Origin of the sequence: Paenibacillus sp. FSL R5-192 (genome assembly GCF_000517845.1) — a bacterium.
GTDB lineage: Bacteria > Bacillota > Bacilli > Paenibacillales > Paenibacillaceae > Paenibacillus > Paenibacillus amylolyticus.
The window spans coordinates 112,533-137,950 of the sequence record NZ_ASPR01000021.1; the positions used below are offsets into that span (position 1 = coordinate 112,533).

Sequence of the window (25,418 nt, forward strand, 5' to 3'; positions counted from 1 at the left end):
AGAGGAGGAACAGCGATGAACAAATTCCGAATTGGACACCTTGCAGATATTGATGAAAAGGGAGCACGGACCTTCCTGATACAGGATACGGAAATTGCAGTGTTCAAACTGAGCGACGGAAGTCTGCATGCCGTCGAGAATCGCTGCCCTCACAAGGGCGGCAAGCTGTCGGAAGGCATGGTATGCGGGACGGCCGTTCATTGTCCTTTACATGATTGGAAGATTGATCTGCGTAGCGGCAAGGTACACGAGCCGGATGAAGGCTGCTTGAATACCTACAAAACAGAAGTGGACGGCAACAGCGGAGAAATCTTCATCACAATTGCAGGTTAAAGGCTAGAGATACCCTGACATCAAGGAGGCGTGCGCTATGGATTTTGTTAAACCTGCAGAAGTGCTGCAATCGATGGTCGAAGCTGGTGAGAACAAATCCAGAATGAATCGGGTACAGATGCTGATCCGCGGTTTTCTGGCGGGGGCTATTCTTGCCTTTGCAACCACACTGGCATATACCGCTGTATCTCAAACTTCCGTTGGTTTGGCAGGTGCACTGATATTCCCGGCGGGATTTGTCATCATTATTCTGCTGGGTCTCGAATTGGTGACAGGAAACTTTGCGATGCTTCCACTCGCAGTGTTGAAACGCAGAATTACATGGATGGATATGCTTCGAAATTATTTTTGGGTGATCACAGGACATCTGCTCGGATGTGCATTCTATGCTCTCTTATACGGCCTGACCATTACCAGGATGGGTACGGATATGAGCAACCCTCTAATTCAAACGCTGATCCAGAACAGTGAAACCAAAACATTGGGGTATCAGCACTTGGGTGGGGATGGCATTGTACTGGTCATCATCAAAGCCATTCTATGTAACTGGATGGTCACACTCGGGGCAGTGATGGCAATGACGTCCACTTCTACACTGGGCAAAATCGTAGCGATGTGGCTGCCCATTACCATATTTTTCGCTCAGGGATTTGAGCATGCTGTGGTAAATATGTTTGTCATCCCGGCAGGCATGATGCTCGGTGCACAGGTCACTATGGCTGACTGGTGGCTATGGAATCAGATCCCGGTGTTGTTGGGTAACCTCATTGGCGGAGCTGTATTTACAGGCCTCGGTCTATATGCTGCACACCACTGGGGGAATCCGGTGAAACTATCGACGAAACTGGCAACCATTCAGGGTGGTCGTTCAGGATTGGCAAGTTCTGATGCTGCACCGAAATTGGGGACACGATCATGAGCCGGGGCCTGGTTAGTATTGTTGGCGCTGGTCCTGGAGATCCGGAACTGATTACGGTAAAAGCCCTGAAACGTATTCAGTCCGCAGATGTCATTATGTATGATCGGCTTGTGAATGATCAATTGCTCGCTGAAGCTCGTGAAGGAGCACTCCGCATCTACTGCGGCAAGGCTCCAGGCCTTCATTCCATGAGTCAGGAGATGATTGGACGGATGCTGGCTGCCCATGCAGCGGAAGGCAAACAAGTCGTAAGACTCAAGGGTGGCGATCCGTTCATCTTTGGCCGTGGTGGTGAAGAAGCGCTTGTGCTGGCGGAAGCAGGGATTGCATTTGAGATCATTCCTGGCATCACTTCAGCTGTAGGTACATCCGCTTCATCCCTTATTCCGTTAACCCATCGCGGGGTTGCTTCATCCTTCGCATGTGTCACGGGAACCGGCAGTGATGGAAGTGTATCTTCGGTCCGCTGGGATCTACTTGCCCATAGTGTGGATACACTGGTCATCTACATGGGTATTAGCCAACTGCCCCAGATTCAACATGAATTGCTTCACCATGGCAAAAGTGGACACACCCCTGCGGCTTTAATCGAACGAGGAACCACTTCGGAGGAACGGATTATTACCGGCACACTTGCCGAACTCCATTCCCTCGCCCTGTTACATCAAGTGAATAATCCGGCATTGATTATGGTCGGAGAGTCCGTTCTGATCCGCGAACAGCTGCTTCAGATGCAACAGGCCGCGAACGCCTCCATGACAGGATAATCGAATTGGATTTCTTCATCTATATCAATTGAACTAAACATTTACACAAAACGGAGAGGACAGAAACGACCTGAAGAAGCGGAGCGTTCGCCTTTATCCCCGGATTTACCCTTTATAAAGGAATCAAAAAAATCTGGGGATAACAGCGATCGGAAGGTTGTTCTGTCATCGGAGTGTGCAGTGTAAATATTCTTTAGTTCAAGTGATATAGAACAAAACTCTCATTCGACCTTTAATCCAACAGCATACGCTCGTGAATAGTCCGACCCTTCTGCCCTGGTTCAATCAGCAGACGGGTCGGTTTGATGTTAATCAGCGCCGTAAGCTGCTCTCCCATATAATGCGCAGAATACTTGAATCCAATCTCTGCCCAATGCATGATTACACCTACCGTTGCAGATACCAGATAACTTAACATGATGTCGTAATTAATCGTCCACTCACTATCCTCGGTCACCAATACAAAATCTTCGGTTAGATACGTTCTAAACATATTGCACAGCCGGGAGCTCATATCTGAATGCATCGTTATTAATGCACGAAAGATATCCTGATGGGCTTCAATATATTCGAATACAGGCATCGTGGATGGCAGCAATACAGTCATGTCCACTTCTTTGAGCTGTGCGTATGGTTCTGCATAAGCTCGCCCCACTCCCTGCATAAAATCATCCAGAATGAACTGCAACAACTCCGGTTTGCCGGGAAAATGTAAATAGAAGGTTCCCCGGTTGTAATCCGCCCGTTCCGTAATATCCCGGATTGTGAGGGCATCCGCTCCCTTCTCTAATATCAAAGAAACCGCCGCAGCGATGATCGCATCCTGCGTTCTTCGTGCTCTCCGGTCCTGAGGATGTTCAATGATCAACATTTTCGCCTCCTTTGTTCATTATTGTAATATAAATGAACACCGCTTACACCTCTGTCCGATAGCTGACATATGCGATGTCAATGATTATTGTCACATTGCTATGTATATCTTAACATTGAGACAGGAAAGATAGACGACAGGTTGAAACTTTTTTTGAGAAATACCTGCCAATAATGAATAAGGAGCGGATATATCATGAGTACATCTTATAAACATACAGCCGTTATTACAGGAGCAGCCGGGGGCATTGGTAAAGAATTGGCACGCCGCCTTGCTGAGCGCAAAATTAACTTGGTTCTGGTGGACCTGAATGAAGAAGCTATCCAACAGACGATTACTGATCTGAACCTCGACAAAGAGCACGTCATCGCCGTAAAAGCGAACGTATCCCAAGAAGCAGACGTGAAAAACTATGTGCAAAAAGCATTAGATGCTTTTGGTCGAATCGATTATTTTGCCAACAATGCCGGAATTGAAGGTCCAACAGGGCTGATCGAAGACCTGAGTGTTGAAGCACTCGACACCGTATATAACGTCAACATTCGTGGAGTATTCCTGGGTCTGCAAAATGTCATTCCAGTGATGAAAAAACAGAAATCCGGTGCGATTCTTAATACCTCTTCCCTCGCGGGTCTGATGGGTGCACCTGCTGTATCTCCATATATTATGTCCAAACATGCCGTAGTTGGTCTCACGCGTACCGCTGCAAATGAATTGGCACCTTATAATATCCGGGTTAACGCTGTATTGCCAGGCACAATCAACACACGTATGATGCGCCAGATCGAAGCTAATTCTGGTAACGTGGAAGATTATCAATCAGCAACCGTGTCCAGCATTCCAATGGGCCGTTACGGTGAACCGGAAGAAGTGGCTGCGGTAATGAACTTCCTGTTGTCCGAAGAAGCATCCTATGTAACAGCTTCCCTTTACACCGTAGATGGCGGTATGGTGGGTCAATAAGAAGCTATAAACGGTGGGATTGATAGGGATTGCCTAAAAATCTCACCTTACAGCGATGTCCAATAGGGACGACTGTAGGGCAAACAGATGAGTGATGCGGTAAGGTTGTCCGATAGGTCAACACTCATCGAACTTTACTCATAGCGAGACTCGACAAATGATCCGATATAGTGGTCAGATCCGATAGAACTTAAAGTCCATTCTTAGAAAAGTTATACCGACAGGTGTTCCCGAAGGGATGCCTGGTCACTACAATCTAAAAAAGGCCTCAACACCACAGTATTGTGGAGTTGAGGTCTTTTTGACAGTTCAACACTTGCTATTCATTAGGCCGCATCTGTGAAAATGTACTTTTGAAACAGCCAGTTAACGCCTCGTTGCACCTTGTGATCACTCTAAGTTACTCTAACGAACCTAGGGCACCTTATTTCGGCAAAAAGCGCTTATTTCCCGAACTAACGAATCTCAGACACGCTAATTCCGCGGAAATGCTTTAACTGCATGGGAAAGTCCTAAAATCCAGAGAATAACGTGTCTGAGATTCGTTACATTCCCAATCGAGCGAGAAATACCCGAATAGCGCGTGTGAGATTCGTTAGATTTTGCCTACACTTAACTTAATCGACGTATCCCGCGTGACCCTTGTCCATCAAGTAGTCCATCTCCGCATCCAGGATGCTTTCCACGGTCAACTCATCCAGCTTCACATCTTTACGACTAAGGATATAGTCAGCCAGATCATCGCCGTCAATATCCACATCGTTACCTTTGGAATTTTCGTGCGCCTTGTTGATGTACGCTTGCTCATGCTTCAACACAAGGGCGATATTCTCCTGGCTTGCCTTCGTTTTATCTGCAATATACTGCATCATTTCTTGTTCATTAATTGCATTTGCTTCTGCCACGTTCAGTCATCTCCTTGATTCATACATACTGTTGCAATTGTAGCATAGGTTAACCCATTACAGGCAGAACTTATGCCTGAAGAACGATTATATAGCGGTAGCGAAGGTTAGTGTGGAGCCGGCTCATCACTCTGCCCCTACGACAACCGCACGTAAAATGTAGCACCCTCTCCGACTACACTTCGAGCGTATAGCTCTCCTTTGTGCTGATCCACAATGGAACGAGCAATCGCCAGACCCAGACCATGCCCACCATGTTTGCGGGCTCTTGAAGAATCCGTACGATAGAATCGATCGAAGATCCGATCCAGATGTTCCGGCGCAATGCCTTCACCTGTGTTGGATACGGCCAGCATGACATCATTATTCTGTTTCTCAAGGGTGACGTTTACGGCGCCTTTTGGACCGGAATACTTCACCGCATTATCGAGTAGGATCAGAATGACCTGTTTGATCTGCTCACTGTTCCCATGAACCGTAAGATTCGGCTCAATGTTGTAGTCGAGGGAAATATTTTTTTCAAAAATAACGGCCTCCATCGGCAAAATAATACTCTCCACCGCATCGCTCATATTGAACTTCGCATGAATCATCGTGGAGCGTGAGTCATCCATCTGTGTCAGATAGAGCAGATCATTCGTAAGTCCCGTCATGCGCTCGGTTTCCGACTTGATATAGTGCAGCCACTTCGCTTGGTTTGCTATAGTATCCTCCTGATTGGCAAGCAGTACGTCGGCATTGGTATTGATGATCGCCAGAGGTGTCTTCAGCTCATGTGAAGCATCACCGATGAATTGTTTTTGCTTCTCAAACGCTTCTCTGACTGGTGCAATGGAGCGATTGGCAAAATAACGGCTCAGGAAGTAGATCACAATCAACATGACCAGTCCAACAATAGCAAAGGTATAGATCAGATTCGTCAGAATGCCTTGTTGTGCCGTCACATCAATAAATACGATCATATGCCCGTCACCGCTCGGATCAACCACATAAGCCCAGTCCGTTCCATCCAGCGCAAATTGCCCCGTCTGCCGTTCCGAATCACCAACTTTATTCTGGTCAACCTTTTGCAGCGCCTCGGTGTAGAACGTATCTTCCATATCAAATCGGGAATGTGTATCCGTAATCTTCCACTTATCATCCGTCTTAATCATGAACGAAACGGAACGTGCCGGAGGTGAGTTGGGATCACCTCCCGGTCCTCCATTATCACCACCCATGGTATCGGAAGGAAACGAATCTGAACCGGAACTTGAGCCTGTATTACCACCTGTACCGGAACCCTGCCCTTCCCCGCGCGGCATCTTGGATGAATTATAAGGACTGTGATAGAAATCAGACACCTTGTACAACTCCATATTGGTCTCACGTTGCACATTCTGATAAGTAATCGTATAGATCGTCGCAAATGCCACCAGCATCATAATGGAGATGGACACCAGATTCACGATCAAGAATCGATTTCGAAGTTTCTTGAACATCAGGACGTCACCTCAAGCACATACCCCACACCCCGAATCGTGTTAATGCGGACGGCAGAGTTCAGGAAGGTTAATTTTTTGCGTAAAAAAGAGATATATACTTCCACATTGTTATACTCCACTTCCGAATCAAAGCCCCATAACTTCTCAATAATCTGCTCTTTGGAGGTAATCGCCTGTTTGCGGGCAATCAACAGCTCCAGCAGTTCATTCTCCTTCAGATTCAGCTTGATCTCCTTCCCCTGAACACTCAGCTTCAACTGAGTTGTATTCAGCTCAATATCACCGAATTTCAGTCCATCCTCGGGAACCACTTCGCCCTTCCGTCGTAAGGCTGCACGAATCCGGGCCAGCAATTCCTCTGTGGCAAAAGGCTTGGCGATATAATCATCGGCACCATAATCGAGGCCTGTGACTTTGTCCGATAGTTCACCTTTCGCAGTAAGCAGAATGACAGGCGTATGATTGCCTTCACTGCGAAGTTTCTTCAGGATGGTGATCCCGTCCATCTCCGGCATCATGATGTCGAGTAGTAACAGGTCGTAGATGCCGCTCTGCGCATAATCCAATCCTGATCTGCCGTCGTGGACCATATCCACGGAGTAATTGTTTTTTTTCAAAATCTGCGATACAGCCTCTGCCAAATGAACCTCATCTTCCGCAATTAATATTCTCATCATCTATTCATTCCTCTGCTTGAATTATTTCTCTCAATGGACTTGTTTGATATGTTCTTATTCTATCAATCAAACCTTGAATCAATCTTAATTCATTTTGTGTATGCGCACTATTATAGGAAGGTAAAAAAATGTTAACGCAATGTAAAACCATTTAAGATTCATTCAAGGTTGGGGCTCTAAGATACAGACATGGAAGCAATACACGATGCAACAAAACATACAACCAACAACGAAAGGACTGAGTCCCACATGGCTATTGAAGTATTCAACCGATATGAGAGCAAGTATCTTCTGACGGATGAACAGTACGCACATTTCTACAATGACCTGCTGAAATACATGGAGCTGGATGCCTACAACAAGAAACATGAGTACTACTCCATCAGTAACCTGTACTTCGACACTCCGCAAGATTCGCTGATCCGCGCCAGTCTCTCCAAACCAAAATACAAGGAGAAGCTGAGACTGCGGGCTTATGGAATCCCTGAAGAGAATGCCAGAGTGTATCTGGAGATCAAAAAGAAAGTATTTGGCCTGGTGAACAAGCGCAGAACAGCTTTGAAGCTGGATGAAGCATATGAATTCGTCCGTTCGGGACAGGCGCCAGAGCTCGCGGATTACATGAACAAACAAGTTGTCGAAGAGATCAAATATTTTCTTCGGGTATACGATCTGGAACCGAAAGTGTATCTGGCATATGAACGCAAAGCACTCTTCGACAAGAACAGCCGCGATCTTCGCATTACCTTTGACACCAACATTCGTAGCCGCAGATATGATCTGAAGCTCGAACAGGGAGATTACGGTGAACCGCTGGTGAAGGACGGTCGATGGCTGATGGAAGTGAAGGCCGAGAAAACCGTTCCGATGTGGTTGTCACAACTGCTGTCCGAACATGGTCTCTATCGCACCGGATTCTCCAAATACGGCAACGAGTACAGACATCTCGCGAGAACAACGAACCTGAATTACCAGACGGAGCGCATTCTTGTACCAGGTACCGATTTCGACCCATCCATAGAACAAGATAAAACGATTATAGAAAGAGAGCGTGTCCTATATGCTTGATTCACTGTTCAGTTCAGCCCTAACCGATACTAACCTGACGTTTAACAACGCAGTCATTACCATTGGTCTTGCCATCATTCTGGGATTGGTCATCAGCCTTACCTACATGAAGACTAACCAAAGCACATACTCCCAGAGCTTCACCTTAACGATGGTTGTCCTGCCCGTCATTGTCGCCATCATCATCCTGCTCATCGGCAGCAACATCGCACGAGCTTTCAGCTTGGCAGGTGCCTTCTCGATCATCCGATTCCGAAGTGCCCCTGGTGATCCAAAAGACATTGCTTACGTATTGTTCACGATGGCTTCCGGTCTTGCCTGCGGTGTAGGCGCTTTTGGATACGCGGTGCTGTTCACCATTATCCTGTGTGTACTGATGTTTGTACTGAGTCGCTTCAACTTCGGCGGCAAGAAAAGTCAGTTGAAAACGCTGAAAGTCACCATTCCCGAAAACTTAAGCTATGAAGAAGCACTCAATGAAGTGTTCCATACATTCAATGTACCTTTTGATCTGAAAAAAATCAGAACGACCGAACTCGGCAGTCTGTATGAGCTGGTCTACAGTGTAACCATTCACGAAAGTGTTAGCCAAAAGGAATTCCTCGACGCCATCCGTACACGGAACGGCAACCTGGATATCTCCTTAACCATGAGTCCAACAACGGAATATTAATTTTTAATTCGAAGGGAACGATCCAATATGAAGAAAAACATGATAACAGGTAGCAAACTTTGGTCCATCGCCATGATTACCAGCCTACTCGCAGCATGCAGTTCACCAGCAACCACAAGCACAACGGCCAATGCCGCAACGTCAACGACAGGAACAACCAAAACGGTATCTGTCAGCGAGCAAACTTCTGTAAAATACGCCGATCTGGTCTCTCTGGATGCTGACGATACAAATATTAGCTGGAGTGAGGCAGATTCCACAGCGATTAAGCTGAACGGAACAACTGCAACGGTAACCGGTTCGGGCGCCAAAGCAGCGAATGGTTCGGTAACCATCTCTGAAGCAGGTACTTATGTACTTAGCGGTGAGCTAACGGATGGCCAGATCGTGGTCAACGTTGCCGATAAAGGCACCGTACATCTCGTATTAAACGGAGCAACAATTCATGATAATGACAGTGCCGCGATCTACATTCAGAAGGCTGGTAAAGCAGTGATTACACTCGAAAAAGGAACCAAGAATACCGTTTCCGATGGTAAAACGTATGTGTACGCCGACGCTACGACAGATGAGCCTGATGCTGCAATCTTCAGCAAAGCAGATCTTACATTCAATGGTGCAGGTCAATTGACCGTCACAGGTAACTATAATGAAGGTATTACGAGCAAGGATGATCTGAAGATCATTAGTGGTAACATCCGTGTCAAAGCAGCCGATGACGGCATCAAAGGTAAAGATATGGTCGCCATTCAAGCCGGTACGATTACCATTGAAGCCGAAGGCGACGGCATTAAATCAACCAATGATACAGATACCACCAAAGGTTACGTTGCTATCGCAGGAGGTACTTTCGATATCCAAAGTGGCAATGATGGCATTCAAGCTGAAACCGCACTTGTTACGGATGGCGGCACATACAACATTGTAACGGGCGGCGGTAGCGCCAATGCACCAGCCAAAGTAGAAGAAGGTCCATTTGGCGGCGGCGGTGGATGGGGTGGTGGCACACGTCCAACCGATATGGACACACCACCAGATGGCGAACCTCCTGCAGATATGCCGGAGATGCCCAATAACAGCGGTACAAATGCAGGTGCTAATACAAACGGCGCAGCAGCATCCAACTCCGCCAACACAACAACAACAACAACGGATAACAATGCCGATGCGGACACAGCTACAACAGCAACGGAGTCCACAAGTGCCAAAGCACTCAAAGCAGGTACAGACCTTACGGTTAATGGAGGTACGTATACCATTGATTCCATGGATGATTCCCTGCACAGCAACAATAACGTGACAGTCAACGACGGAACATTCAACATTGAATCTGGTGATGACGGCATTCATGCCGATCAGGCCCTGACGATTAACGGCGGAAAAATCACGATTGCGAAGAGCTATGAAGGACTTGAAGGTGCAATGATCACCCTGAACGATGGGGATGTAGATGTAACGGCATCCGATGATGGCGTAAATGCTGCAGGTGGCGAGACGGAAACAGCTGCGAATACAGCGGCAAGTACAGATAGCACTACTACAGCAACCGATGCCGCAACGATATCGAACATCTCTGTAACTGAAACGACAGGCACAACATCAACTACCGATCAGGCATCCCAAGGTACAGCTCTTAATCAGCAAGGACGTGGACCGGGCGGTATGGGTGGTGCAGCAGCGAGCAATAACGAGTTCCACATTAACGGCGGTACACTCACGGTGAACGCAGGTGGTGACGGACTGGATTCCAATGGTTCCATCAACATGACTGGTGGAACGGTTATTGTGAACGGACCGACGGATAGCGGCAACGGAGCATTGGATTATGACGGCACATTTGAAATCAGCGGTGGGTACCTCGTGGCTGGCGGAAGCTCTGGTATGGCACAAGGAACATCCGATGCGTCTACACAAAATACCATTGTGATGACATTCCCTGCAACGCAAAAAGCTGGAACACTTGTACATGTACAAGATAGCGAAGGCAACAACATTCTGACGTTTGCACCAGCAAAAGATTATCAAACCGTGGTTGTCAGCTCCCCGGATCTTGCGAAAGATGGTTCATACGTGATCTACTCCGGTGGTACGTCTACAGGTAAAGCGGTGGATGGACTCTATACAGACGGTACCTATAGTGGTGGAACTCAAGTGGTTGCCTTCCAATCGACCAGTAATGTGACTTGGGTGAATGAATCTGGTGTAACCACTGCCAATACAGGTATGGGCGGTCCTGGTGGCGGCGGTGGACAAGGCGGATTTGGAGGCGGCAGAAACAGATCCCAATCCGGTACAACCACGGACACAACAGGCACCACCGATTCTGCAAAGTAATACGTGCGGTAAGCAATAATCAAGCAATCTCTTGCCCTAACTCAAAGCCGAGACAAAAAGGCCCCGAATCACTTCATAGTGAGTTCGGGGCCTTTTTCGTATCCTCGTTCTTACGTGGTATCTGCATTACTATGATATGGAGCACACTCTTTCATCCATTAACGTTATGGCAGAAGATTTACAGCACTCCAGCTGAGCAAAAAACTGGTGATCACTTTCCTGTTCTTTTCTTTAAAAGGAATACACATACACCTTGGTGCGCAAGGCATCCCGGCATGTAATGGTACGTAGCGGTTCTTTTCCTGGCAGCGCAAAACAGACACTAATCACCTTGGCACCCGGCGGAAGCTCTCGACTGAACTTGTCCAGAAGCCGGGTCATGGCTCCCGGGAACAGATAACAAATCACACAATCTGCATGTTCATAGGAACTGGTGTAGATGTCTCCGCGCATGAAGCGCAGCCTGCCCTTGAGAGAGTGCTTGTTTCCCTTGGCTCGACGTAAGCGAACACTGAGATAGGCAATTATTTGGGAAGACCATAAGGGAATTCTCGAATTCTCAATCCCGGTCAGCCTTTTGCCAGGGCAATGCCTTACAACATCCAGTCCCAATGTACCCCATCCGGAGCCGGCTTCGAGCACATCCCCGTACCCTGGAATGCGGTTTACTTCCTGTATAACCACCTGTCTTACACGACTGGATGTGGGCATCGGGGAAATCCCGTTTTTCCAACTAACAAGTACGATAGATATGACACATATCAATGTCACCACAGCAATCAGCCATGGAATCAGGTAAATGATGAACATGAACTCATCCCTTTGTTATCACTCATTCATTCCGGCACATGAGACTTCATATATACACCCTTTTTATAAACGGACTTGATGGTAAAATGTACACCCAGCTTGCGATTCGTCCGATAGATTAGCGAATTAATCTCGTCGATCCCTACCGCTTCACTCTCCAGCATACTACGCTCTGGCCACACCTGAGCCACAATCTGTTCCCTTGTCACAAAGTGGTCCAGTTGACTATACAGCAACTTGAACAGCTGGTACTCCTTCTTGGACAGCGGAATCTCCACTTCGCCGATCTGTACGGTTTGCAGGTGATCCAGTAAACGTACGCCCTCACCCAGCAGATCCGACACACGATATTCCCTCGTCTCTCCAAGATCGCCTTCCGTGCGAAGTTGGATCAAGCCGTTGACCAACGTCAGGCTGTCTCCTTCGCCAAACGGATATTTCTCATAGGGAACGAGGCGCTGCCCGTTCAGTTCGGTTCCATTTTTGCTATCCAGATCCTCGATCCATAACTGTTGCTGTACATCATAATGAATGCGGCAATGCCGCTTCGATATCATCTGATTATAGACAGACAAGTCCAATTCACTACCGCCTGTATAACGTCCCACCGTAATGGAGCGACCCTGGCTTACATAAGCGAATGAGCCGTCACTTTCCTGTCCTGGCGTACGAATGACGATTTTTGCCGTCTCCCGCATGTTATTCTCCCACCTTCAATGATCACTCACTCGATCTCTATAAACATATCTTCAACAATAATGATAAATTCATCAGATTTGTTCCATTGTTTGCACCGCTATACTTCAATATAGTGGTATACAGGAACGATTTATGTTCGGTTCTACTCACTCTACTATACCAGACGTTGTGCTTTTTTTCTCATGACGGCCGGATGTCTACTTTAGCTCATTCAACAAGAGAGGTACCTTCTAATGAACAAAAAAAATATTTTCATATACGTATTGCTCGCCTTTGCCCTGTCCATGACATTAACCGTGCTCTCCCGTATGAATGATGATGGCGGAGAATCACTGAAAGGCACCTCGGCTGCCGAAAACTCATGGTTACAAATGAAGATCCAGCCCTAAGTCTACTCTATTATAACGTGATCTCCGCGCAAAACGTTTCACGAATGTCATATTAGGCTAAGCCATAGACTCACATCAATAAGGCCCCAGATTGCTGGTCACAGCAGCCCGGAGCCTCATTTTAATCCAAAAAATCTATATTACACGACTTATTTCCCAAAGCGAAGTGAAGTCGACAGTGAACACTACCACCATCCGCACTCACGTCATTGTCGCTTCTTTCTCACACCGAATTTCCTCCACGCATACACGATAAGAGCTACAGGGCCAGCAATCCATAACAGTTGCCATAGCATAATTTTCAGGTCGAATCCCATTTCAAGAATCCCTCCTCCGATAATCGCAAAGGTAAATACAATCGTTCAAAACCCAAATCAATCTTGGTCTTCCTCCGGCACAGTCGGCTCGTCGTCAGGCTTCGCTGTCACTCTGGACTGTACTTCCTCCATCCGGCTGGACACCTTCTGATACAGGTAAGAGATCCCAAGCAATAGAACGCCGAAGCTGAAATAGGCAAAGATTTTGCTGCCTGAGGTAAGCATCCCCACATCATAGAACACCATCTTACCCGTGGCGAACAACGTTAGTCCCAGGCCCAGACGCCGAATCATGACATATTTTCTACGGAATCCATAGGCAATATAGAGAATCGCGAGCAGCAGATAGATCAGGCTGAACATCAGCCCCACATCACCCCACTGGAACTGAATCGTCAGGAAGACGGTGATGACACCCATCAGATACACCCCTGCGATAACCGGGTACCATTCAATGCTCTTGAACTGCCCGCGGATGCCGGCAATCAGCAGATCCCTTCCTGCAAAGAATACCCCTACGTTAAAGATAATTAACACCAGCAAACCAACAATCTCTGCCGCTGTATGCTGTTGAACTTCCGGCTGAAGCGCTGGCATGGTTAAGGTTACGGCCAGTGCAATACAGCAACCAATAGCATGCAAGAAGGTGATATACACCTGCACGTATTGATCACGCAGCAGCTTCACTTTGTTCAGTCCATAGGCCAACGCAATGGTGAGCGCTGCGAACATAAGCAACTTGTAGAACATGTATAACAGGAACGTCCCATCGACAGCTCTGGTATACAATTCATTCGACTCATACAGCACATATAACCACAGATTCGCAAGTGTCACATACTTGAATCCGTTCAGAAAACCCAGCTCCAGCGGGCTGTAATTAAATCTCTCTTTGGAAGATGAGTTGCTGTGAACTGCCCAGGCATAATACAGTGTAATAAGCACAGTTCCCAGCGTGATACTGGAGTATTTTAACATGAAGTAAGAACGTTCCCCGATGAAGAATAGCGCCAGCAGATCGTAGTACACAAAAGTGATTAGACATAGAAGAACGATGCCCCATCCGGCACGTTCCACCGATTTGAACCGTTTCAGATGTCCAAGCGTAACCAGCAGAACCCCTTCGATCAACCAGCCCATCGATAACCACTTGGCCCCGAACTGGAACGGAATAATCAGAATGGCAAAGGTCAGGGAAGTGACATAGAAGAGTAATATCGTCTGTTTCTCCTGAGCCATATGGCGCTGAACGAATCGTGCGAGGCCCAGATACACCACGCAGAAGATCAACGCCAGCAAGCCCTGAGCATCATTCCAATCCGCCACATCAAATAATACGTATAACATCAGACAACTAATGCTCGTATTCATGGCGAGTAGAGCGAAATCCCACCAGGTTAACTTCATTCGGTGTTTGAACGGATATGCCAGTGTAATGCCCAGATATAATACAAACGTCACAATGGAATACAACATGCCAATCTTCTCACTTGGCGACAGCCATAAGAGGATGAGCATGGATGGTGTATTGAACAGGAAACTGATATAGTGCACCACCGGCCACCTTTTGCCAAACGAAATGAACACAATAATTCCGTTTAAGAGCAGCAGATAGATCATGGCTACATAGACAGCAGGGCCCTCAAGCCCGAACGAGAACATGTAGGAGAATAACGGAAGATATCCGCCTACCAAACCTAGTGAACAGATGGTCTTCGACTGGTATCTCAAGGACAACAATACGGAAATTGCCGATACCAATACAGACAGGGCAAGTCCCGTATATAACCCGATAATATGCAGTAAAAAGTAACTATAGAAGACGGAGCCGAACAACACGGATATCCCACCGCCGAGCAGCCCCATCGCAAACGTCTGCCTTTTGCGGCGGAACAGCCACTCTCCTCCAGCAAGCATCAGTGCACCGAGCAGGAAAAAGGCTCCACTCTTCATCTCGTCATTGAACCAGGTCGAGTACGAGTATTGGAACGCTGCTCCAACCCCCAGAATGAGGAGCAGGATGGCTACCTTGTTGATCCAGCTGAGTCCAATCTTCATCTCCATGCGATTCTGCTTGATCCGGCGTTGAATAGTCTCTTCGCTCAACCCTTCCTCCGCCATATGCTCATATCCACGTTCCATGTGCCCACGCAGAGCCTCTTCTCTATCCCGTACAGCTCGTCTGTGCGATTCAATGCGCTCATTCACCTCTGCCGCAAGGTAAGCAATCCTCTCCTTCACCTCGTGGGAGTCCTCTTGCAACTCCTGTGCTGCCTGGTTGTACAGCGCGTTTAGATTGGATTTGGTTCGATGCTCATGGAATGCAATTCGATCATTATGTACTGCTGTTTTCCCTTGAAAATAGGTCTCCATCTTCTCCCGCGATACCCGGATCAGATTCAGCTTTTCATCCAGCATCTGTTCGGATAACGCCATGCGAAGACGTGCATTCTCTTCTTCCATCTTGCGTGAGCGAAGTTCGAGCTGTTGCAGCTTGAGCTTGTGGGCTTCATACTGTTCCTGTAACTGTTCATTCTGAACGATCAGGTCATCGGACTGGTACTCCTGGAGCAGGGCGTGATACTCCTTCGCCAGTTGCTTTTGCTGCTCCTGAACCTGTTGAAGCCGATCCTTAAACTCCTTCATGAGCTTCCTCCGTTGGTTGATGTTTAATCTTTTCCCTATATTTTACTATATGTATGCCATAAAAAGAGGTTTAAACATTAGATATATCTGTGCAATATTTCATCCGTAGGATCTCAAACGCAAAAAAGCCGGGAAGCAACTGCTTCGCCGGACTTATATTCATATGAGCATTTGCACAAGAATGGATGCTTATGCCGCATCACTCGTCTCCGATTGTTCGGTTGACTCCGGTTCAATAATCTCGGTCGCATCCGGGTCCAGCCAACTGGCGATCATGCCACGCACATATTGCAGATCGTCCTCCGACAGATCGTAGTACCATGTGCCACTGCGCGTTGCACCCTCACCCTTCAACATGTAATTGCTGATCGTTGGTATGCTATCTTTCATATATAAGGACTCGGCAAATTTTACGATAAAGTCCGAGGTCATATTGGTTGTAAAATTCGATCCGGCAATCTGGATTACGTCCGGGATCTTGGTCAGATTTTTGACTTCCAGTGCACGATTCATGAAGGCACTTAGGAAAATCCGGTGACGCATCGTCCGATTGAAATCGGAATCTTCCCGGTAACGCACATAACCAAGCGCTTCTTCACCGCTATAGATCGGTTTATTCGCTTCAACAAACAGCTTCTCATGAATTTTGAGCTTGTTCTCAATATTTTTCTTGATTGGCAGTTCAACACCACCCACCGCATCAACAATATCCTTGAGCCCGTTAAAATTAATCGCGGCATAGAAATCCACTTTGTTTCCCAGCAAATTCTCAACCGTATCCATCGCCATCCTGGCTTCACCGTGGGCATACGCCGAGTTAATCTTCGACTTCACATCCCGGCCGACAATCTCGGTATAGGAATCACGTGGAATGGACAGCAGCAGCACTTTATTGTCTTCTGGACGCACGACGGAATAGATGATGGTATCCGAACGGCTTGGTTCGTTATCTCGTTGGTCAATACCCAGCAGCAAGAGCGAGAACGGGTCGGTATGTTCCACAACAGGGGCATCCTTATCGCCAGCTGGTACAAAGGAGTCATCCAAGGCATCCTTCACTGTAGCTGAAGCAAACAAATTAAAGGCAAACACGACGAGTTGCTTTTGATAAATAAATCCGAGTCCTCCCAACACAAGCAGCACACTTAGGGTGATGATTAATGGCTTCTTCCATTTCTTCTTCGGTTTCTTCGGCTTCCGTCTTGTTAAATGTGCGGCACTGTTTTCCATCATATCTCCTTTAATAACGGGTTCTTAGAATCATTTAACTATATTAATAACACGTTTTCAATAGATTACGTTATAATCTGCTATACAAATGCATGTTCAAAAAGTCTGATTTTCAGTACCGAGAAGATGGAATGAAGCTAGAAATGGAGTAGCGGAGCGTAGGGAAAACTACGTGAGCAACTAAAATGTTTCCGAAGGAAACATACTTCGTAAGCATATGCTTATTCGGCTGAATTTCATATTCGATGCTGATGTTGCCACCAGGCATCATTCGTAATCAAAAGTGGACTTTTTGAACTACCTCTATAAGATGTACATAAAGGGAGCGATGAATGATGGAATATCGACGTTTGGGCCATAGTGGTTTGCGTGTGTCGGCACTGGGGCTCGGCACCAATGCGTTTGGCAAACGCGCGGATGAAGCAGCTTCTACCCGCATTATTCATGTAGCGATGGATCAGGGCATCAACTTTATCGATACCGCCAATATCTACGCAGGCACGGAATCGGAACGCATCATTGGACAGGCCCTCACAGGTCGACGGGAAAACGCGGTGCTTGCTACCAAAGCCGGATTACCCCGGCATGATGGTCCTCATGGGCGGGGTTCCTCCCGCTACCATCTGCAACAAGAGCTGGAACATAGCCTGCGGCGCCTGCAAACGGATTATGTGGATCTGTACCAGATCCATACTTTTGATCCGCATACACCGCTGGATGAGACACTGCGCACACTGGACGATATGGTTACTTCCGGCAAAGTCCGTTACATCGGAGCCTCCAACTACGCAGCCTGGGAGCTGATGAAAGCTCTGGGCATCAGTGAACAGAAAGGTTATGTGCGCTTCATCTCCACCCAAACCAGCTACTCCCTGGCAGACCGTACGCCTGAGTTGGAACTGGTGCCGATGTGTCTCGATCAGGGTGTAGGCATTATCCCATATTTCCCGCTGGCAGGTGGTATTCTGACAGGTAAATATAACGGACAGACCCGTGTGCCTTCTGGTTCCAGAGCAGACACCGATCCGTCCTTCAACCGTTTCCTGCTGGAGCATAATATCCAACTGAGTGAACAAGTGAGTGCTAAAGCTGCCTCATATGGTTGCTCCCCGAGTGTGCTCTCGCTCGCATGGCTACTGACACGTCCAGCTGTATCCACAGTGATTGTCGGGGCTACACGCACCGAACAGCTGGAACATAATCTGGCTAGTATGGACATGTCACTGCCCGATGAGCTGTTGGCCGATCTGGACCAGATTAGTGACTCTTTCCGTCGCCGCGAGCCGTTTGCGTCCTATCGAATCGATTAAGCAACCAAAATAGACCTCCCGACAAGATGAAGTCAGGAGGTCTATTTATATTTTACAAAGGTGCAATAATTATTAATAATCATAAAATTTTCCAGTTCCACTACATTCTGTAGTTTAATACATTAAAAAAAGATATATTACGGATCAACTCTCCGTTTTTTGGCGAAGAAACTCCTGCATGATCTCCAAATACTCTCCCTTACGTTCATCCAAAGTTTCGAAAAATGCCTTGTCCGATTCCTCGACCAGATGGATTCCCTCCACAGCCAATCGGGTTCCTTCTTCCGTTGTTGTGATAATATTGGCACGCGTATCTGTCTGATGACGAGCGCGGGTAATTAATCCCCTTTTTTCAAGCGCACGTAGAACCTGAGAAGTCACGTTAACATCCACCTTGGCAAACTGAGCAATTTGAACCTGAGTCACTCCCTTGCCTTCCTCATCGTGTTCATTGAGCCATAAACAGGCGTGCAATAATACAAATTGAGGTTGTGTCAGTTCGAGGGGCTCCAGCACCCTGCGTACTTCCTTTTGCCACATGGCTGTAACCTGCCATAACAGATATCCCGGACTTTCTTGTGCGTTTTTATACCGTGAGCTTGTCATCTCATACCTCCATGATGTGCGACCTTATGCAACAGAATATATACCCGTCAGTCAATGAAGTAAATCCATTATTCATATAACGATGATGGAAACATATCCGTTGCAACTCTGTGTGTTCTTTCTCAAAAAAATAATTAGCGCGCAGGGATAAACTGCTTCACCCATTGTCCGAATCCTTGCGGATTGCGGCTCTGTATAAGAATGGTTCCTTCTCCCCGGAACCTACATACCAGTCCTTCTCCACTTGTAACACTGGATAACCAGCCCTGTGAAGCTTTCTCAATACGGTAATCTACATAATGAGGCCATGCCACCAAATGGGCGTTATCCACGATCATTTCCTCACCTGCTGCCAGATTAATCGCATGGATGGCACCATAGGAAGACAGAAATACAGTCCCACGTCCGCTGATCTCAATAATGAAGAAACCTTCTCCCGAAAAGAGACCTTTTTTCAGGTTTTGCATTTTGGTATTCACCTGAATGCCCTCGGTTCCTGCCAGAAATCCGTCTTTCTGCACATAAAGTGAATAGGAACCGTCCAATTCAACAGCTTCTACATCGCCCATGCTTGAAGGTGAGAGCAGAATCTCTGCCGATCCGCCCGCAGCCGTCAGTTCCTGAAAGAAAAACTTCTCCCCGCTCAACATCCGACCGAACCCGGCAAACATCCCACCTTCTGCTGAACCCTTCAGTTCAACCGTAGGAGTCATAGATACCATCGCACCACTCTCGGCCTTGAACCGCTCTCCCCGCTGCAAATGTACCTTGAGCATCGCAAAAGCACCATCATATAAAATCTCATAGTTCACGGTTGCACCAGCTCCCTATTGTCAGAGTTAAAATCATTGAGTCCATTATCTTCCAGAACTGCTGATTTGTCTCCGTATTCCTTCACAATATGTTGATCTCCCCAATTGCAGAGCGCATTGAGAATCGGTTCAAGACTTCTCCCGTAATCACTCAATTCGTATTCTACTTTGGGAGGAACCTGATTATATACGATTCGGTTTACGATTCCGTCGTTTTCAAGCTCTCTCAGTTGCTGTGTTAACATTTTTTGTGTAATTACGGGCATAATACGCTTGAGATCACTGGTTCGTCTTTTCCCATGTGTCAGATGACAGAGAATGACGCATTTCCACTTGCCACCGATCACCTCTAAGGTAGCTTCAACCGAGATGTTATATTTTTTTCTAACCATAACTTGCTTCCTCCCTGATGAATTGAATTACATCCGTCGCATGCTGTATAGGCACCAAAAAGTACGTAGGGTACTAAAAAGTACGTACTATTCAATCTATACCGAATAACTCATAATAGCATTTGCCGGTACGTAAATCTACATTCTGGGGAGTGGAGCAAGAAATGTTACAAGATTCAAAACGCAGCACGTGGGCACTGCTAGCACTGGCCATTAGTGCATTCGCAATCGGTACCACAGAATTTATCAGCGTTGGGCTACTGCCCCTCATTGCAGATAACCTGGGCATTTCCGTAACTACAGCGGGACTGACCGTTACTTTATATGCATTAGGCGTTACCTTTGGGGCTCCTGTCCTGACCTCACTGACGTCTACCATATCACGCAAAACGCTATTGCTTGCCATTATGATTGTCTTCATTGCGGGTAACACGATGGCTGCACTATCGACGGGCATCACCATGTTACTCATTGCACGAGTAGTATCCGCTCTGGCACACGGGGTGTTCATGTCCATTGGCTCCACGATTGCAGCCGATCTGGTGCCTGCCAACCGTAGGGCGAGTGCTATTGCCATCATGTTCTCTGGTCTTACCATTGCCACAGTAACCGGTGTACCTCTCGGTACACTCATAGGCCAACATTGGGGCTGGCGCGCTGCCTTTATCCTGATTGTTGTGGTTGGCATCGTTGCAATGATCGGGAACCTGATACTCGTGCCATCCACGTTGAAGCGAGGAACACGGACGGCATTTCGGGATCAGCTGAAGCTCGTTACAGGTGGACGCTTGCTGCTTGCTTTTGCCATCACTGCTGTTGGGTACGGAGGAACATTTGTAGTCTTTACGTATCTGTCCCCGTTGTTGCATGATATTAGCGGATTTTCCGAGAAAACAGTAGCGTTCATTCTGTTGTTGTACGGAATAGCCATCGCTATTGGCAACATCATCGGTGGCAGAGCAGCCAATCGCAACCCGCTCAAGGCGCTCTTCTACATGTTCATCATTCAGACCATCATTCTCGGCGTGATGTACTTCACCGTCCCGTTTAAGTTGGCAGCACTGCTCACCATTATGGGTATGGGCCTGCTCGCCTTCATGAATGTGCCTGGTCTTCAGATGTACGTTGTAACCTTGGCTGAACGATATGCACCACAGGCCAAGGATGTAGCCTCAGCCTTTAACATCGCCGCATTTAATGCAGGGATCGCTATAGGTGCCTATTTGGGTGGAGTGATTAATGATTCCATCGGTTTGATTCACACGACATGGGTCGGTGCCTTGATGGTTCTCGTAGCTGTAATCCTGACCGCTTGGGCTAAAATGCTGGAAAGCAAGGATCAACATGCATCAGTCGAAATGGAGAAAGCTTCGTTCTAATTTCCATTCCGCCCATGGGTCTCACTCTTATATATATCAGTTCCAGCCTTCGAGGGGAACCGGTTTCATATGGTATTTTATTATACTATAATACGTTGAACCCAATTTGATCTACTATGATTTAATTTTGTATGATAAAACAACAAAAATTCAGCTTAATATGACTGGTTTTTACACACTTTAAGGAGGAAATCTCATGACAACTGCTCAAACCGCACAACATTTACAATCTACAGTAACTCTGCATAACGGTGTTTCTATGCCTTGGTTCGGACTTGGTGTATTTAAGGTAGAAGAAGGATCTGAACTGATTGAAGCCGTGAAAAATGCGATTAAACATGGATACCGCAGCATTGATACTGCTGCAATATACGGCAATGAAGCCGGTGTTGGTCAAGCGATTGCAGAAGCTTTGCAAGAAAACAACCTGAAACGCGAAGAACTGTTTGTTACATCTAAAGTATGGAATGCAGACCTCGGATATGAAGAGACACTTGCGGCTTTTGATACAACCTTGAACAAACTGGGACTGGAATACCTTGACCTGTATCTGATTCACTGGCCTAAGGCAGGCAAATACAAAGCAGCCTGGAAAGCAATCGAGGAACTGTACGCAGCTGGCCGCATTAAAGCTATTGGCGTAAGCAACTTCCAGATTCATCATCTCGAAGACCTGATGCAGGATGCCAAAGTGAAACCGATGATCAATCAGGTGGAATACCACCCTCGCCTGACTCAGGTTGAGCTTAAGGCTTTCTGTGAGAAAAATGGTATCCAGCTTGAAGCTTGGTCGCCTCTAATGCAAGGTCAGCTGTTGGACAACCCAGTGCTCACAGCCATTGCTTCAGACAAAGGCAAATCGGTTGCACAAGTAATCCTGCGTTGGGATCTGCAAAATGGAGTCATTACCATTCCGAAGTCCACCAAGGAAAACCGGATTATCGAGAACTCCTCCATCTTCGACTTTGAACTTTCAAATGAAGAGATGGATCAGATCAGTGCTCTGAACGAAGATGTACGCGTTGGACCTGATCCGGACAACTTCGATTTCTAAATTGAATCGAATTGCTGTTATTCTGTGCTGATTTGCAGGTAAAATAAAACAGTGAAAAGCCTCCAGACTTCTCGTTACGTACGAGAGTTGGAGGTTTTTCACTGTTTTTTGTTTCTCAACAGATGACATTGTCACTTCTAAAATTCTGAAACCTCAATCTCTATAATCAATCAGCTTAACTTTCAATTTGATCCGCAACAAATTCATTCTCGCATTGTCAAATTTATAAGTGACATTGAATTCACACACATATGTGGTGGTAGACCGGCTAACAGATCCCCTGAGGTTCAATTTTTTCCAAAAAAAATAAATGTATACACCACCAAACCCAAGGCTATCTTGCTCGTGATAATCCGGAACTGGATCAAATTCATAATTGAAGTTGTATTCTTTTCCTTGCACTTTAACCGAAAGATGTTTTTGTTTGACTGCTAGTGTATTTAAAAGAGTAAAATAGCATCTACTTTTTCGTTTAGTTTAAAATTTTCAAAATTATTCCTTTTTTTCTAGTAGATCGCAACCTTTTGTTGAAGTATGACGTTAAGTATATGTGGAAGCATTTTCCAAACCACTCAGAAAACAAAAGCAAGAATAAAAAAACTATGAGGTGATAATGAATGAAGGTTAATTACGTAAAAAATGGTATTATCACATTAGCTCTCGCTGTACCACTTATGTTCAGTTTTAACCTTACAACAAGCGCAGAACTTACTAACTCCGGTAGTCCAGACGCAGGAATTAGCGTAAAGTCTCCAGATAACCTGAATGATACCTGGAAGACACCAATCAATGAAGGAATTATTGCTTGGAACGGTACTCCTACTCCAGTTACAATTGGATACTTGAGTTCATCAACCAACACAATTACAGCGGCTTCTTATCCAGATACCTGGTATGGCCTAAATTCACAGTGGTTTTCCCCAAAGTATAGATACACAATTCAATTAAACTCAAGAACAATTGTCAGAGACGCCACTAATTTCTCCAATTTTGTTAAAGGAGCGACCGTTCATGAATTTGGGCATTCCTTCTTCTTGAAAGATAACCCGAATACAACTAAGGCGTCTATTATGAAATATAGCAATGATTTTAACACAGTCACTACCCCTAGGCAGTATGATATTGACGATGTAAATACTGCTTACTAATTTAAAAGGATTGGGAGGAAGATAGCATGAAGAATTTTACATCTGTAGCTTCAGCATTTTGTATCACTGCAATGTTACTCGCCGGATGTGGAACAGCAGAGCCATCAAAAGAAGGATCCGCTGCAACAGAAACAGCAAAAAAAGAAGTGGTGCTGATGGATGCCTCTTTTCCAACTTACAACAACATTGATGAGTTGGCTAACCAGGCGGATTTAATTATTGAAGGAAAGATTTTAAAATCATCTTTTAAACTTATAAATATCGCAGAAGAACCTGCTGATCCTAATGATGAAAAATTAAACCCAGGTGGGGATATATCAGACAGCCCCGCTATTCCATATACGATCTATGATGTTGAAGTACAAAAAAACTATAAAGGGGAAGCAGCCGAAAAAGAAATCATTCAAGTCAAACAAGTAGGGGGAGAGGATCAAGAACATACATTTAAGGTAGAAGATTCTGAAGAACTCAAAACGAATGAAAACTACGTTATGTTCCTAGCGACGTTTGAAAATTCACCGGCATCACTGTTAAATCCAGTTCAAGGTTCATACACGGTAGAAGATGATGGTACGATTAAAGGGAATGAAAAAAACCAAATCAAAATTGAAATGAACAATTTGTTGAAGTTAGAACAACAGTAAATACTCGAAAGAAGGCACTGACTGGATTAATTTCAGCGCCTTCTTTTTATCCCTCTACTAGCCATTATTTTTCGAAAAACAATAATGCCGTATAGCGCTTGAACAACATTATAATCATCATGATCGGCAATAATGCGAACTTCCGGATATTGCTCTTAATGAGTTTGGACGTACTGGTATACCTCCGCTACCGTTTCTAATGGATCTGGCGGAAGATACATTCGCCACGCTTTAAAAATCTGTACGCCTTAAACATCAAATTTCCCCAATTTAACAAAACCATGATGTGAAAGATACACTTCTATAAATCTAACTTCCATTTTGGAATCATTATTATATGAATCGTTCTTGAATCCCCTCTCTAGAAATAGATCGGTAGTATAATCAATGCTCAATATGAAAATGCCATTTTCGGCACTACTTTTAAGCAGTTCCACATTCAAATTCCCCCACAAAAATTTTTACGATTAATACAACTAGTGTTACCTTAGCGCCAATGTAAGACGTTATAACTGTAACGCCTACATTATACGTTGAAGCAATCCAGGCCAGCGTCACGAGTCTACTGTTACGCCTGTAGAACAATCGCGTTGGAGGCGTTACAGCGATAAGGCCCCTTGGCAAGTATCGTTCCAGTACCCCGTGTATCAGTTTTTGTTAATGTAAGCCCACAAAAAAGGCCATCCACCAAGTCCATAAGAGATTCGAAAGACAACCTTTCATTATAAATATCGCAAAGTAAATATACTTGGCTTAATGCCGATTAATCCCTCTCTCCCCAAAAGGCTGCCACCCGTCCTCACCAGACAAAATAAGCGGCAACGCATATTCGGCGGCTTCCTGTTCGCTCAGCACTTTTGCCCATGAAACTCTCGTTGTCGCTTTTCCCGCCCCAGGCCCGACACTGTTATATTCCGCATACTGAACGGTCTGCTCTGCATCTGTCTTGTTCCAGTTGTGCCATCCCTCCCGCTTCACATGAGCGCCG

At 46.1% G+C, this 25,418-nt stretch carries 25 protein-coding genes; 13 read left to right on the forward strand and 12 right to left on the reverse strand.

From position 1 onward, the window contains the following. Positions 1 to 15 precede the first annotated feature (15 nt). The 3 genes from nirD to cobA are packed head-to-tail and all read left to right on the forward strand — an operon-like array spanning position 16 to position 2,019. A complete protein-coding gene (gene nirD, locus C161_RS17275) occupies positions 16 to 333 on the forward strand; it encodes a nitrite reductase small subunit NirD (protein ID WP_036671647.1) in 318 nt (105 codons plus the stop codon). 37 nt (positions 334 to 370) lie between these two features. Continuing rightward, the gene (locus C161_RS17280; RefSeq protein WP_036671649.1) at positions 371 to 1,252 is read left to right on the forward strand and encodes a formate/nitrite transporter family protein; all 882 of its coding nucleotides are present in this window, start codon (positions 371 to 373) and stop codon (positions 1,250 to 1,252) included. Further along, a complete protein-coding gene (gene cobA / locus C161_RS17285) occupies positions 1,249 to 2,019 on the forward strand; it encodes a uroporphyrinogen-III C-methyltransferase (RefSeq protein WP_036671651.1) in 771 nt (256 codons plus the stop codon). Before C161_RS17280 ends, cobA begins: the two co-directional genes overlap by 4 nt. Positions 2,020 to 2,251: 232 nt before the next feature. Here the strand turns inward: cobA and C161_RS17290 are convergent, their stop codons facing one another. Continuing rightward, a complete protein-coding gene (locus C161_RS17290) occupies positions 2,252 to 2,890 on the reverse strand; it encodes a TetR/AcrR family transcriptional regulator (RefSeq protein ID WP_036671653.1) in 639 nt (212 codons plus the stop codon). 195 nt (positions 2,891 to 3,085) lie between these two features. Between C161_RS17290 and C161_RS17295 the strand changes: the two genes are divergently transcribed. Beyond that, the gene (locus C161_RS17295) at positions 3,086 to 3,853 is read left to right on the forward strand and encodes an SDR family NAD(P)-dependent oxidoreductase (RefSeq protein WP_036671654.1); all 768 of its coding nucleotides are present in this window, start codon (positions 3,086 to 3,088) and stop codon (positions 3,851 to 3,853) included. Between the two features lie 617 nt (positions 3,854 to 4,470). Here C161_RS17295 and C161_RS17300 read toward each other — a convergent pair. The 3 genes from C161_RS17300 to C161_RS17310 form a co-directional block, all read right to left on the reverse strand. Then, a complete protein-coding gene (locus C161_RS17300; protein WP_390925617.1) occupies positions 4,471 to 4,758 on the reverse strand; it encodes a hypothetical protein in 288 nt (95 codons plus the stop codon). 137 nt (positions 4,759 to 4,895) lie between these two features. After that, entirely contained in the window at positions 4,896 to 6,239 is a 1,344-nt protein-coding gene (locus tag C161_RS17305; RefSeq protein WP_036671655.1) for a sensor histidine kinase, read from the reverse strand. Then, entirely contained in the window at positions 6,239 to 6,916 is a 678-nt protein-coding gene (locus tag C161_RS17310; RefSeq protein ID WP_036671704.1) for a response regulator transcription factor, read from the reverse strand. The genes C161_RS17305 and C161_RS17310 overlap by 1 nt, the downstream gene beginning before the upstream one ends. Before the next feature lie 252 nt (positions 6,917 to 7,168). On the opposite strand from C161_RS17310, the gene C161_RS17315 reads away from it, so the two are divergent. Genes C161_RS17315 through C161_RS17325 form a run of 3 tightly spaced genes read left to right on the forward strand, consistent with a single transcriptional unit; the run spans position 7,169 to position 10,994 of the window. Next, on the forward strand, positions 7,169 to 7,987 hold the full coding sequence (locus C161_RS17315; protein WP_036671656.1) for a polyphosphate polymerase domain-containing protein: 819 nt from the start codon (positions 7,169 to 7,171) through the stop codon (positions 7,985 to 7,987). Further along, positions 7,980 to 8,660 (forward strand): DUF4956 domain-containing protein, encoded by a 681-nt coding sequence (locus C161_RS17320; RefSeq protein ID WP_036612177.1) that lies wholly within the window; start codon positions 7,980 to 7,982, stop codon positions 8,658 to 8,660. Before C161_RS17315 ends, C161_RS17320 begins: the two co-directional genes overlap by 8 nt. A 27-nt stretch (positions 8,661 to 8,687) precedes the next feature. Then, positions 8,688 to 10,994, forward strand: a complete 2,307-nt coding sequence (locus C161_RS17325) for a carbohydrate-binding domain-containing protein (protein ID WP_036671658.1) — start codon at positions 8,688 to 8,690, stop codon at positions 10,992 to 10,994. 231 nt (positions 10,995 to 11,225) lie between these two features. Here C161_RS17325 and C161_RS17330 read toward each other — a convergent pair whose 3' ends face one another. Together C161_RS17330 and C161_RS17335 are read right to left on the reverse strand one after the other, a co-directional pair. Then, positions 11,226 to 11,804 carry a class I SAM-dependent methyltransferase gene (locus tag C161_RS17330; protein WP_036671660.1) on the reverse strand — a complete coding sequence of 193 codons (579 nt, stop codon included), beginning with the start codon at positions 11,802 to 11,804 and terminating at the stop codon, positions 11,226 to 11,228. A gap of 26 nt (positions 11,805 to 11,830) precedes the next feature. Beyond that, positions 11,831 to 12,502, reverse strand: a complete 672-nt coding sequence (locus C161_RS17335; RefSeq protein WP_036671661.1) for an FHA domain-containing protein — start codon at positions 12,500 to 12,502, stop codon at positions 11,831 to 11,833. A 234-nt stretch (positions 12,503 to 12,736) separates the two neighbouring features. Between C161_RS17335 and C161_RS32395 the strand changes: the two genes are divergently transcribed. After that, complete coding sequence (locus tag C161_RS32395; RefSeq protein ID WP_156946129.1) at positions 12,737 to 12,892, forward strand: hypothetical protein; 156 nt, start codon at positions 12,737 to 12,739, stop codon at positions 12,890 to 12,892. A 374-nt stretch (positions 12,893 to 13,266) separates the two neighbouring features. Here C161_RS32395 and C161_RS17340 read toward each other — a convergent pair whose 3' ends face one another. Both C161_RS17340 and C161_RS17345 read right to left on the reverse strand, forming a co-directional pair. Next, positions 13,267 to 15,855, reverse strand: coding sequence for a DUF2339 domain-containing protein (locus tag C161_RS17340; protein WP_036671663.1), 2,589 nt, complete (start codon positions 15,853 to 15,855; stop codon positions 13,267 to 13,269). Between the two features lie 189 nt (positions 15,856 to 16,044). Next, the gene (locus C161_RS17345) at positions 16,045 to 17,088 is read right to left on the reverse strand and encodes an LCP family protein (protein WP_327196801.1); all 1,044 of its coding nucleotides are present in this window, start codon (positions 17,086 to 17,088) and stop codon (positions 16,045 to 16,047) included. Positions 17,089 to 17,420: 332 nt separating this feature from the next. Between C161_RS17345 and C161_RS17350 the strand changes: the two genes are divergently transcribed. Further along, positions 17,421 to 18,395: an aldo/keto reductase gene (locus C161_RS17350; protein ID WP_036671666.1), complete on the forward strand. Its 975-nt coding sequence runs from the start codon at positions 17,421 to 17,423 to the stop codon at positions 18,393 to 18,395. Between the two features lie 144 nt (positions 18,396 to 18,539). Here the strand turns inward: C161_RS17350 and C161_RS17355 are convergent, their stop codons facing one another. From C161_RS17355 to C161_RS17365, 3 genes are all read right to left on the reverse strand, one after another. After that, positions 18,540 to 19,001: a MarR family winged helix-turn-helix transcriptional regulator gene (locus C161_RS17355; protein WP_036612197.1), complete on the reverse strand. Its 462-nt coding sequence runs from the start codon at positions 18,999 to 19,001 to the stop codon at positions 18,540 to 18,542. A gap of 134 nt (positions 19,002 to 19,135) precedes the next feature. Beyond that, complete coding sequence (locus C161_RS17360) at positions 19,136 to 19,813, reverse strand: TIGR00266 family protein (protein WP_017691614.1); 678 nt, start codon at positions 19,811 to 19,813, stop codon at positions 19,136 to 19,138. After that, positions 19,810 to 20,205 (reverse strand): winged helix-turn-helix transcriptional regulator, encoded by a 396-nt coding sequence (locus C161_RS17365; RefSeq protein ID WP_036671667.1) that lies wholly within the window; start codon positions 20,203 to 20,205, stop codon positions 19,810 to 19,812. Before C161_RS17365 ends, C161_RS17360 begins: the two co-directional genes overlap by 4 nt. A gap of 164 nt (positions 20,206 to 20,369) precedes the next feature. On the opposite strand from C161_RS17365, the gene C161_RS17370 reads away from it, so the two are divergent. The 4 genes from C161_RS17370 to C161_RS17385 all read left to right on the forward strand — a co-directional run bounded on the left by C161_RS17370 (position 20,370) and on the right by C161_RS17385 (position 24,430). Next, positions 20,370 to 21,584, forward strand: coding sequence for an MFS transporter (locus C161_RS17370; protein ID WP_036671668.1), 1,215 nt, complete (start codon positions 20,370 to 20,372; stop codon positions 21,582 to 21,584). 196 nt (positions 21,585 to 21,780) lie between these two features. Beyond that, positions 21,781 to 22,638 carry an aldo/keto reductase gene (locus tag C161_RS17375; RefSeq protein ID WP_036671669.1) on the forward strand — a complete coding sequence of 286 codons (858 nt, stop codon included), beginning with the start codon at positions 21,781 to 21,783 and terminating at the stop codon, positions 22,636 to 22,638. A 617-nt stretch (positions 22,639 to 23,255) separates the two neighbouring features. Beyond that, on the forward strand, positions 23,256 to 23,786 hold the full coding sequence (locus C161_RS31595) for a hypothetical protein (protein WP_051447254.1): 531 nt from the start codon (positions 23,256 to 23,258) through the stop codon (positions 23,784 to 23,786). A 26-nt stretch (positions 23,787 to 23,812) separates the two neighbouring features. Then, a complete protein-coding gene (locus C161_RS17385; RefSeq protein ID WP_036612205.1) occupies positions 23,813 to 24,430 on the forward strand; it encodes a hypothetical protein in 618 nt (205 codons plus the stop codon). Positions 24,431 to 25,183: 753 nt separating this feature from the next. Here the strand turns inward: C161_RS17385 and C161_RS17395 are convergent. After that, positions 25,184 to 25,418: pectinesterase family protein (locus C161_RS17395; protein ID WP_036671672.1), on the reverse strand; the 235-nt coding region annotated here is incomplete at its 5' end.

Excerpts from the sequence above, each read along its gene's own strand:
- C161_RS17375 (WP_036671669.1), top strand. The coding sequence starts at position 21,781 with ATGACAACTGCTCAAACCGCACAACATTTACAATCTACAGTAACTCTG.
- cobA (WP_036671651.1), top strand. The coding sequence starts at position 1,249 with ATGAGCCGGGGCCTGGTTAGTATTGTTGGCGCTGGTCCTGGAGATCCG.
- C161_RS17315 (WP_036671656.1), top strand. The coding sequence starts at position 7,169 with ATGGCTATTGAAGTATTCAACCGATATGAGAGCAAGTATCTTCTGACG.
- C161_RS17340 (WP_036671663.1), bottom strand. The coding sequence starts at position 15,855 with ATGAAGGAGTTTAAGGATCGGCTTCAACAGGTTCAGGAGCAGCAAAAG.
- C161_RS17325 (WP_036671658.1), top strand. The coding sequence starts at position 8,688 with ATGAAGAAAAACATGATAACAGGTAGCAAACTTTGGTCCATCGCCATG.
- C161_RS17295 (WP_036671654.1), top strand. The coding sequence starts at position 3,086 with ATGAGTACATCTTATAAACATACAGCCGTTATTACAGGAGCAGCCGGG.
- nirD (WP_036671647.1), top strand. The coding sequence starts at position 16 with ATGAACAAATTCCGAATTGGACACCTTGCAGATATTGATGAAAAGGGA.
- C161_RS31595 (WP_051447254.1), top strand. The coding sequence starts at position 23,256 with ATGAAGGTTAATTACGTAAAAAATGGTATTATCACATTAGCTCTCGCT.
- C161_RS17335 (WP_036671661.1), bottom strand. The coding sequence starts at position 12,502 with ATGCGGGAGACGGCAAAAATCGTCATTCGTACGCCAGGACAGGAAAGT.
- C161_RS32395 (WP_156946129.1), top strand. The coding sequence starts at position 12,737 with ATGAACAAAAAAAATATTTTCATATACGTATTGCTCGCCTTTGCCCTG.
- C161_RS17310 (WP_036671704.1), bottom strand. The coding sequence starts at position 6,916 with ATGAGAATATTAATTGCGGAAGATGAGGTTCATTTGGCAGAGGCTGTA.
- C161_RS17355 (WP_036612197.1), bottom strand. The coding sequence starts at position 19,001 with ATGACAAGCTCACGGTATAAAAACGCACAAGAAAGTCCGGGATATCTG.
- C161_RS17345 (WP_327196801.1), bottom strand. The coding sequence starts at position 17,088 with ATGATGGAAAACAGTGCCGCACATTTAACAAGACGGAAGCCGAAGAAA.
- C161_RS17370 (WP_036671668.1), top strand. The coding sequence starts at position 20,370 with ATGTTACAAGATTCAAAACGCAGCACGTGGGCACTGCTAGCACTGGCC.
- C161_RS17365 (WP_036671667.1), bottom strand. The coding sequence starts at position 20,205 with ATGGTTAGAAAAAAATATAACATCTCGGTTGAAGCTACCTTAGAGGTG.
- C161_RS17385 (WP_036612205.1), top strand. The coding sequence starts at position 23,813 with ATGAAGAATTTTACATCTGTAGCTTCAGCATTTTGTATCACTGCAATG.
- C161_RS17350 (WP_036671666.1), top strand. The coding sequence starts at position 17,421 with ATGGAATATCGACGTTTGGGCCATAGTGGTTTGCGTGTGTCGGCACTG.
- C161_RS17330 (WP_036671660.1), bottom strand. The coding sequence starts at position 11,804 with ATGTTCATCATTTACCTGATTCCATGGCTGATTGCTGTGGTGACATTG.
- C161_RS17290 (WP_036671653.1), bottom strand. The coding sequence starts at position 2,890 with ATGTTGATCATTGAACATCCTCAGGACCGGAGAGCACGAAGAACGCAG.
- C161_RS17305 (WP_036671655.1), bottom strand. The coding sequence starts at position 6,239 with ATGTTCAAGAAACTTCGAAATCGATTCTTGATCGTGAATCTGGTGTCC.
- C161_RS17280 (WP_036671649.1), top strand. The coding sequence starts at position 371 with ATGGATTTTGTTAAACCTGCAGAAGTGCTGCAATCGATGGTCGAAGCT.
- C161_RS17320 (WP_036612177.1), top strand. The coding sequence starts at position 7,980 with ATGCTTGATTCACTGTTCAGTTCAGCCCTAACCGATACTAACCTGACG.